We start from the raw sequence: 7,719 nt of genomic DNA, 5'->3' as shown, positions 1-7,719 counted from the left end.
CCGTTCAGGACCAGCTCTTCGACACTGCGTGATCTGAAGCCCATGAGAAACAAATCCTGAACCCCTGAAAACACGACATTTCTATTTAGCTGGCGCCACGACATCTTGAAATGGCTACGACATGGGTTGTGGTAGCTTTTTAGAAATGTCGTGTTCTAGCCATTTAGAAATGTCGCGTTTGGACCTCGGTAAGCTTGCCGGCATCGATACGTTCTGTGCAAACAGCAGCTCGGCCAAGGGACGCGTCGAGCGAGCCCATCTGACGCTGCAGGACCGATGGGTCAAGGAGATGCGATTGCGCGAGATCAACACAGTGGCCGATGCCAACGCTTACGCGTTCCTGTCCTTCTAGATTCGACGCTACGCGACGAACCGGATCGCGCTGTTCTCGATGGCAGCCTGGTTGCCGTATTGCCAAGTGATGTTGCGGTGTTCATGTCCGATCGGCAAACCCGAGTAGATCGGCAGGCCGAAGCCGCCCAGCACGTCGACAAGCATCTGCTCGAGCGTGAAATCCGCGCCGTCCGGGATCGGGCAGCGCGTGAATTGCCCGAGCACGAACGCGCGGGCCCCGTCGAACGCGCCGCTCAGACGCAGTTGCGTCAGGCTGCGGTCGAGCCGGTAGCCGAATTCCGTCACGTCCTCCAGCAGTACGATCGCGTCGCGTGAGCGAAGCGACCAGCGTGTACCCGCGACGCTCGCGAGCACCGTCACGTTGCCGCCGCACAGACGTCCCCGCACCGCACCAGGGGCGCCGGACAAATGCCGCAGGCTCAGCGGGGCGCGTTTGCCACCGGTCAGCACGGCGCGCATGTCGGCACGCGTCGCGTCGTCGACCTGGGTCGCCAGGCTGTGGAATGTCGGACCATGCAACAAGCGCACGCCGGGCCGGTCTGCAAGCGCGCAGAATAGCGACGTCGCGTCGGAAAAACCGACGATCGTCTTCGGCGTCGCGATCTCGTCGGGCAGGTGCTCGAGCAGATGCGCGCAACCGAATCCCCCTCGCGCGAGCCAGACGATATCGATTGACGGATCCGTCAAGGCGCGCCGCAGATCGTCCGCGCGCTCCTCGGCGGTACCGGCGAAATAGCGGTACCGGCTGCCGAGATGTGCGCTCGTCGTGACCTTGAAGCCCCAGCTTTCGACGAGCGCGATGCCGCGCTCGATTCCTTGCGGATCGGGCACACCTGCGGGCGCGACGACGCCCACTGTCTTGCGTCTTGATTCCATTGAACGGATACCGTGAGGATCAGAACCCGCTGAATATACCTGATACCCGTCGCGAGCCGCTCCCACCTGCGAGGCATCGCATCAATGCGGGTTCACTGCAATATCAAGTTCGCGCCGCCACGAGCCATACTCCTATCCTCGGGCAGCATCGATACCGAAGGAATGCCATGCCGACCTACCAATACCGTTGCGAGAAGTGCGGCAAAACGTTCGAGAGCGTCGAGCATCTCGCCGAACATGCATCGGCTCATCCGCCTTGCCCTCATTGCGGAAGCAAACAGGCTCAACACGTACCGACGCCATTTGTCGCGAAAACGTCAAGAAAGAGCTGATCCAGCCTGTCGACTCCATTTTCCCGTTCGCCAGGTGCTAACGCCGAAATCGCCTACGAGGCAGCGCGTCGGGTTCAACGAAGATATTGAGGGGTTTGCATCGGCGATGCCAGGTGGCTGACCAAAAATCCGGATTGTCCGTGCCAGCCCCGTCGTGATACAAGGCGGCCGCTGTCTGCCACAGGCCAGTCGCATCATTTACAACCCGGATGACGGCGGCGAAGACCTGTTTGCGCACTTCTCCGAGGTTCAGGGAAGTGGCTTCAAATCGCTTCAGGAGGGCCAGAAGGTCAGCTTCGAGGTCAAGCAAGGCCCCAAGGGGAAGCAGGCCGCCAGCATCAAGCCGCTGTAAGTTTTCCCCGCAGCGAACACGCCCGGCCAGGCAACGATCAGGCCGACGCGTGGTCGCTGCAAGTCTGGAGCCGGGCGTCGAAGGGATACCACGCCCGGCTTGCCTCAGCGCTCGAGAAAGGGCCTGAGCTTGTCCGCACGGCTGGGATGCATCAGCTTGCGCATCGCCTTGCTCTCGATCTGACGGATCCGCTCGCGGGTCACGTCGAACTGCCTGCCGACCTCTTCTAGCGTGTGATCGGAGTTGGTGTCGAGCCCGAATCGCATCCGCAGAACCTTGGCCTCGCGCGGCGACAACCCGTTGAGCGCCTCGTCGATCGCCGCGCGCATGTTCGCGTGAATCGCCGCCTCGGCCGGTGAACTCGCCGACGCATCCTCGATCATGTCGCCGAGCGTCGCATCGCCATCGTCACCCACCGGGCTTTCGAGCGAGACAGGTTGCTTGGCGATCTTGAGGATACTGAGCACTTTCTCCTCGGACATCTCCATGCGCTTTGCCAGCACGGCGGGATGCGCCTCCTGCCCTGTCTGTTGCAAGATTTCGCGCGATATCCGGTTCAGCTTGTTGATCGTCTCGATCATGTGGACCGGCACGCGAATGGTCCGCGCCTGATCGGCGAGCGCACGCGTGACAGCCTGCCGGACCCACCAGGTCGCGTAGGTCGAGAACTTCCAGCCGCGCCGGTATTCGAACTTGTCCACGGCCTTCATCAGGCCGATGTTGCCCTCCTGGATCAAATCCAGGAACTGCATGCCGCGGTTCACGTATTTCTTGGCGATTGAGATGACAAGACGAAGGTTCGCCTCGATCATCTCGCGCTTGGCCTGCCGCATTTTCAGTTCCGCGGCACTCATCTGGCGGTTGATCTGCTTGAGCTGCTGGAGCGGCAACGAAACCTGGGACTCGATGTCGACGAGTTTCTGCTGCGCCGCCTGAATCGCCGGCTGATGTCGCTCGAGCGCCGCGCCAAACTGCTGCGAGGTCGCCGCCGCGCGGGTCGTCCATTCAAGATCGGTCTCGTGGCCCGGGAACGACTCGACAAACGCGTCGCGCGGCATGCCGCAACGGTCGACAGCAATCGACAGGATACTGCGCTCGATCGCGCGAACCTCAGTCACTTGCCCATGCACGATGGCGCACAGGCGGTCGATGGTCTTGGCGGTAAAGCGGATCGGCGCGAGTTCACGCTGGATCGCCGTGCGCACTTGCGCAGCGGCTGCGGAACGGGCATCGCCAGCGACAGGCACATCCGGCAACTGCTCGAACAGCGCACGCACGCGCGCGAAAATCACGAGACTGTCGTTCGTGAGTTCTTCGAGGCGTGCCGCGTTCACCTTCTCCGAATCCCCGTCGTCCGTTTCGACGTCGTCTTCGTCCGCATCATCGTCGGCGGCGAGTGCTTCCGCCTCCTCTTCCTGGGACTCCGGCGTCATTTCGCTTTCATCGGCGTCGACACTGATGCCATCGACCAGTTCGTCGATGCGGAGTTCGCCGGCAACGATGCGGTCGACATCGGCAAGAATCGTGGACACGATCGACGGACACGCGGCAATCGCTTGAATCATGTCCTGCAGACCATCTTCGATCCGTTTCGCGACCTCGATTTCACCGGCGCGGGTCAGCAGTTCGCTGGCCCCCATCTCACGCATGTACATCCGAACCGGATCCGTGGTGCGGCCGAATTCGGAATCGACGGTCGATAAGGCAGCTTCCGCCTCCTCGTCCGCCTGATCGTCGGATGCCACGGCCGGCGCAGCGTCGGTCAACAGGAGCGCTTCGGCGTCCGGCGCTTGTTCGTACACGGCCACGCCCATGTCGCTGAACGTGCTGACGATGGTGTCCATCGCCGCCGTTTGGGCAAAGTTGTCGGGCAGGTGATCGTTGATGTCCGCGTGGGTGAGATAGCCGCGCTCGCGACCGAGCGCGATCAACGCGCGCATCTGGTGCTGGCGCTCCTCATTCTGGCGTGCCAGTGACGCGGTGTCCGTCGGTGTCAGGACCTGGGCCTTTCCCTTCGACACACGGCGGCCGGCTTTTGCCGTGGCTGTGATTTCAGGGGATGTGGAATCGTTCCGATCAGGAATTGCCAATACATGCTCCTCAACAGATGAGCCGACGATCGTCGCGAGCATGACGCCGGAATGGGTTGCCTGCCGGGATGCGAACGGAATCGTGTACGCACGGATTGTCGAGGGCGGGACGCCTCGCGCGAAATCCGCATGCGCAGCTTGTGGGGGGCGTGAATGATACCGGAAAGTATTGTGCGACGCAACACCGGCCCCTTGGATTTCCATCCCGTTACGCAATGCTGGCGCATGACCTCGGCGTGAGTGAGTGAGCGCACGATCATCCGCCGGTTCCAGGCGGCGCTGAATCAGCCGCCATTGCGGTATTTGCAGAGCCTGCGCATCGAAGCCGCGCGCGGTTTGCTGGAGGCCGGCGATCTCGGCCTCGAGCGGATTACGGCCCAGGTGGGATACAGCGATACGAGCTCATTCTGCCGACTGCTCAAGGACAAGGTCGGGATTCGTCCGGGCGCATATCGCGATCGCTTTCGCCCTACGGGGGAGTCTCAACAATGACCGATTGATTGCGGCAGCCGGCCCGTCGGCCAGGCACCCGCCTCCCCATCTCCGCCCTCGTTCCGGCCTCGCAATTCGTCTGTAGAATCAGCGTGTTCGCCGCCCACGGCGGTAAATGATGACCGGGCCCGCGAGGCCCGATAGGATCGAGCGACACCCACACCAACAACCGGAGGGCATCATGACGATTCACGAAGTCTTTCCCTATTTGCGTGCCAGGCGCGCGAGCGACGCCATCGCGTTCTATGCGAAGGCGTTCGGCGCGCAGGAGAAATTCCGCCTCGTCGAACCGTCGGGGCGCATCGGCCACGCGGAGCTGCAGCTCGGGCCGTGCACGCTGATGATCTCCGACGAGTTCCCCGAATACGATCTCCTTGCCCTCGACCCGGATGGCAAGGCGCCGATGCTGCTTCACCTGCACGTCGACGACGCCGACGCGACGATCGCCGCCGCGCTCGCGGCCGGCGCGCAACTGACGCGCGCGATCCAGGACGAGTTCTACGGCGAGCGTTCCGGCCGGATTCGCGACCCGTTCGGTTACGACTGGCTGATCGGGCATACGATCGAAGCGGTCGCCCCCGATGAAATGCAACGTCGCTATACGGCACTGCTGTCCGGCGACCAGCAGCCAACCTGAACGGCGCGCCGTGCGCGCCGGTCGATCATCCCGACATTCGCGATGCACTATCACCCCGACGACCTTCACCGGCTTTACCTGGGCGTGCCCACGCTGCTGCTGAACCGCCCGGCGCCGGCCGAACGGTTTCTCGCCGCCGCCGTCGAAACCGGCGCCGAACTCGGGCATGTGCTGCGCGACTACCCGCGGGTCCGCTACCAGCCGCTCGACTTCCACTACCTGTGCCAGCAAAGCCTGTCCGTGCTGGACGACGCGCTGCTGGCCGACCTCACGCGCGACATGCGCCATGGATGGCGCGGCGCGCAGTGGGCCGCGCTGTTGATCGCGCTATCGGGCGACGCGCGCCATCTGCCGCACCTCGACGAAGTCAGGCGCCACCGCGGTGTCGCGTGGACGGCCGCGCTTGCCGACGCCGCCGTCCGCCCGGAAGCGTCGTCCGCCGGTTTTCGCTGCTGCCGGCTGATCGTCGACCTCCGGAATCAGCTCGCATCGCTGCCGCGCGTCGCCGTGCGCTTGCGGAAGCCAGCGCCGCCCGAAATCGTCGCGGCCACCGCAGCGGCCGTCCGGGCCGCGTATCGCCGCGGCGATGTCGCGACGGCGCGGGCGATCGCCCGCAACTAGCCGCGTGGCGACCGTCCGATCGTTTTCTTCACGGCTTACTCGACGTTGTCCGACACATCCGTCATGCGGATCATGTGCGGCCTCACGCCGTCGTCCACCGCCACCGCCTCCTTCGGATGGATCAGCGCCTCGAGCCGCGCCTTCGTCGCGATGAACTCGGGCGTATTGACCTGCGCATAGTCCCGCGGTCGTGGCACGGGCACCTCGATCAGTTCCTGCACCCCGCCCGGATTCGCCTTCAGCACGAGAATCCGATCCGCCAGGAAGATCGCCTCGTCGAGATCGTGCGTGATGAACAGGATCGTCACGTCGATGTTGCGCCAGATGTCGAGCAGATGCGTCTGCATCCGCGCCCGCGTCTGCGCGTCGAGCGCGCCGAACGGCTCGTCCATCAGCAGGATGCGCGGACGGTTCGCGAGCGCGCGGGCGATCGCCACGCGCTGCTTCATCCCGCCCGACAACTGGTGCGGATACACGTCCGCGAAACGCGTCAGCCCGACGAGATCGAGCCACTGCAGCGCTTCGCGCTCGGCTTCGCCGCTGCTGCTGCCGTTCATCCGGAGGCCGAACATCACGTTCTTCTTCACGGTGAGCCACGGAAACAGCGTATAGCCCTGGAACACCATCCCGCGATCGGCGCCCGGCCCGTGCACGGGCTTGCCGTCGAGCAGCACCTCGCCGCTCGTCTGCGCGTCGAGCCCCGCCAGGATGCGGATCAGCGTCGACTTGCCGCAGCCGGACGGGCCGATCACGCACACGAATTCGCGCCGGTAGGTGCGGAAACTGATGTCGTCGAGTGCAACGCACTCGCCCTGCGGCGACGGGAAGCGCTTGCCGACATGACGCACGTCGAGTATCACGTCGCGGGTTTTGAGTCGCGCGAAGCGCTCGCGCACGGCGTCGGACTGCATCAGGTAATCGGGAACGGCTTGCGGGTTCTGCATGATGGCCTCTGCGGAAATCGGTCGATGAGTGGGCGTCAACGGGCGTCACGCTTTCAGCGTGCGGTCCCACGGAAACAGCCTGCGGCCGAGCAGCCCGAGCACGATGTCGGTGCCGAGGCCGATGATCCCGATCATCAGGATCGCCGCATACACGTTGTCGAAATGCTGGTAGCGCGCCTGCTGGCTGATGTACCACGTGATGCCCGAGCTCGTGCCGACGAGTTCGGCGACGATCAGGTAGGTCCACGCCCAGCCGAGCAGGATCCGCTGGTCGCGATACAGGTCCGGCAGCACGCCGGGGATCACGACGTGCGTGAGCAGCTTCAGCTTCTTCGTGCCGAGTGTCATCGCGGCCTCGAACAGCCCGTATTCGAGCTTGCGCGTCGTGTTCGCGATGATCAGTACCTGCTGGAAGAGCGTCCCGATCACGATGATCGCGACCTTCGGCGCGTCGTAGATGCCGAGGATCGCGACCATCAGCGCGCCGAACGCCGGTGCGGGCAGGTAGCGGAAGAACTCGAGGAACGGCTCCTGCAGCCGCGCGAGCACACTGAAGGTGCCGCAGACGATGCCGAGCGGCACGCCGATCGCGGACGAGATCACGAAGCCCCAGAAAATGATCCGGATGCTGTGCCACAGGCTCTCGTGCAGCCAGACACCGTCGCGGGATGCCGGCGGTGTCGTGAACGCCGTGTAGAACGCGCGCAGCACCTCGTGCGGCGCGGGCAGGTAGACCGGGTTCGCACGCACGCCTTCGGGCACGGCCGCGTGCGTCGCACGCGCATGCGCGAGTTCGTCGTCGAAGACGTCGCGGTCGATCTGCATGCCGGTCTGGAAGTAGTCGACGCTTCCCGGATTCGTGATGCGCATTTGCGGATGCCAGATGAACGGCACATAGCTGATCAGGCACCAGACGGCGAACGGCAGCAGGAAGGACGCCACGCCGAGCGTCCATTTGCCGCGTGTCGTCAGCTCGCGGCGCACGGCAAGCCATCCGGTCGTGTTGCGGGTCGTTGGCATG

At 64.1% G+C, this 7,719-nt stretch carries 10 protein-coding genes and 1 pseudogene; 6 read left to right on the top strand and 5 right to left on the bottom strand.

The features are described from left to right. Positions 1–202: 202 nt before the first annotated feature. Positions 203–334, top strand: a pseudogene (locus tag G3N64_RS06120) (ISNCY family transposase); the annotation flags it as partial. A gap of 26 nt (positions 335–360) precedes the next feature. Here G3N64_RS06120 and G3N64_RS06115 read toward each other — a convergent pair. After that, entirely contained in the window at positions 361–1,230 is an 870-nt protein-coding gene (locus G3N64_RS06115) for an LD-carboxypeptidase (RefSeq protein WP_205782820.1), read from the bottom strand. A 92-nt stretch (positions 1,231–1,322) separates the two neighbouring features. Continuing rightward, on the bottom strand, positions 1,323–1,469 hold the full coding sequence (locus G3N64_RS06110; RefSeq protein ID WP_205782828.1) for a hypothetical protein: 147 nt from the start codon (positions 1,467–1,469) through the stop codon (positions 1,323–1,325). Here G3N64_RS06110 and G3N64_RS06105 point away from each other — a divergent pair. Together G3N64_RS06105 and G3N64_RS06100 are read left to right on the top strand one after the other, a co-directional pair. Beyond that, a complete protein-coding gene (locus G3N64_RS06105; protein ID WP_205782819.1) occupies positions 1,398–1,562 on the top strand; it encodes a zinc ribbon domain-containing protein in 165 nt (54 codons plus the stop codon). The two genes, G3N64_RS06110 and G3N64_RS06105, sit on opposite strands and share 72 nt — an antisense overlap. Positions 1,563–1,716: 154 nt before the next feature. Further along, complete coding sequence (locus G3N64_RS06100; RefSeq protein ID WP_205782818.1) at positions 1,717–1,914, top strand: cold shock domain-containing protein; 198 nt, start codon at positions 1,717–1,719, stop codon at positions 1,912–1,914. A 104-nt stretch (positions 1,915–2,018) separates the two neighbouring features. Here the strand turns inward: G3N64_RS06100 and rpoD are convergent, their stop codons facing one another. Further along, entirely contained in the window at positions 2,019–4,046 is a 2,028-nt protein-coding gene (gene rpoD / locus G3N64_RS06095) for an RNA polymerase sigma factor RpoD (RefSeq protein ID WP_241020797.1), read from the bottom strand. 198 nt (positions 4,047–4,244) lie between these two features. Here rpoD and G3N64_RS06090 point away from each other — a divergent pair, with 198 nt between their 5' ends. From G3N64_RS06090 to G3N64_RS06080, 3 genes are all read left to right on the top strand, one after another. Further along, entirely contained in the window at positions 4,245–4,496 is a 252-nt protein-coding gene (locus G3N64_RS06090; RefSeq protein ID WP_205782817.1) for a helix-turn-helix transcriptional regulator, read from the top strand. A gap of 181 nt (positions 4,497–4,677) precedes the next feature. Further along, the gene (locus G3N64_RS06085; protein WP_205782816.1) at positions 4,678–5,133 is read left to right on the top strand and encodes a VOC family protein; all 456 of its coding nucleotides are present in this window, start codon (positions 4,678–4,680) and stop codon (positions 5,131–5,133) included. Between the two features lie 42 nt (positions 5,134–5,175). Continuing rightward, positions 5,176–5,754, top strand: a complete 579-nt coding sequence (locus G3N64_RS06080) for a hypothetical protein (protein WP_205782815.1) — start codon at positions 5,176–5,178, stop codon at positions 5,752–5,754. 35 nt (positions 5,755–5,789) lie between these two features. On the opposite strand, the gene G3N64_RS06075 is transcribed toward G3N64_RS06080, so the two are convergent. Further along, positions 5,790–6,698 carry an ABC transporter ATP-binding protein gene (locus G3N64_RS06075; protein ID WP_205782814.1) on the bottom strand — a complete coding sequence of 303 codons (909 nt, stop codon included), beginning with the start codon at positions 6,696–6,698 and terminating at the stop codon, positions 5,790–5,792. Between the two features lie 45 nt (positions 6,699–6,743). Next, positions 6,744–7,718, bottom strand: a complete 975-nt coding sequence (locus tag G3N64_RS06070) for an ABC transporter permease (protein ID WP_205782813.1) — start codon at positions 7,716–7,718, stop codon at positions 6,744–6,746. Between the last annotated feature and the right edge of the window lies 1 nt (position 7,719).

Origin of the sequence: Burkholderia sp. Ac-20344, from assembly GCF_017104975.1 — a bacterium.
Taxonomy (GTDB): Bacteria; Pseudomonadota; Gammaproteobacteria; order Burkholderiales; family Burkholderiaceae; genus Burkholderia.
The sequence above is the reverse complement of the archived record's forward strand: the minus strand, read 5'-3'. Positions and strand labels throughout refer to the sequence as shown.

What these genes read in the sequence shown, in the direction of transcription:
- G3N64_RS06080 (WP_205782815.1), top strand. Translation starts at nt 5,176, where the DNA reads ATGCACTATCACCCCGACGACCTTCACCGGCTTTACCTGGGCGTGCCC.
- G3N64_RS06075 (WP_205782814.1), bottom strand. Translation starts at nt 6,698, where the DNA reads ATGCAGAACCCGCAAGCCGTTCCCGATTACCTGATGCAGTCCGACGCC.
- G3N64_RS06115 (WP_205782820.1), bottom strand. Translation starts at nt 1,230, where the DNA reads ATGGAATCAAGACGCAAGACAGTGGGCGTCGTCGCGCCCGCAGGTGTG.
- G3N64_RS06070 (WP_205782813.1), bottom strand. Translation starts at nt 7,718, where the DNA reads ATGCCAACGACCCGCAACACGACCGGATGGCTTGCCGTGCGCCGCGAG.
- G3N64_RS06085 (WP_205782816.1), top strand. Translation starts at nt 4,678, where the DNA reads ATGACGATTCACGAAGTCTTTCCCTATTTGCGTGCCAGGCGCGCGAGC.
- G3N64_RS06105 (WP_205782819.1), top strand. Translation starts at nt 1,398, where the DNA reads ATGCCGACCTACCAATACCGTTGCGAGAAGTGCGGCAAAACGTTCGAG.
- rpoD (WP_241020797.1), bottom strand. Translation starts at nt 4,046, where the DNA reads ATGCTCGCGACGATCGTCGGCTCATCTGTTGAGGAGCATGTATTGGCA.
- G3N64_RS06110 (WP_205782828.1), bottom strand. Translation starts at nt 1,469, where the DNA reads ATGTTCGGCGAGATGCTCGACGCTCTCGAACGTTTTGCCGCACTTCTC.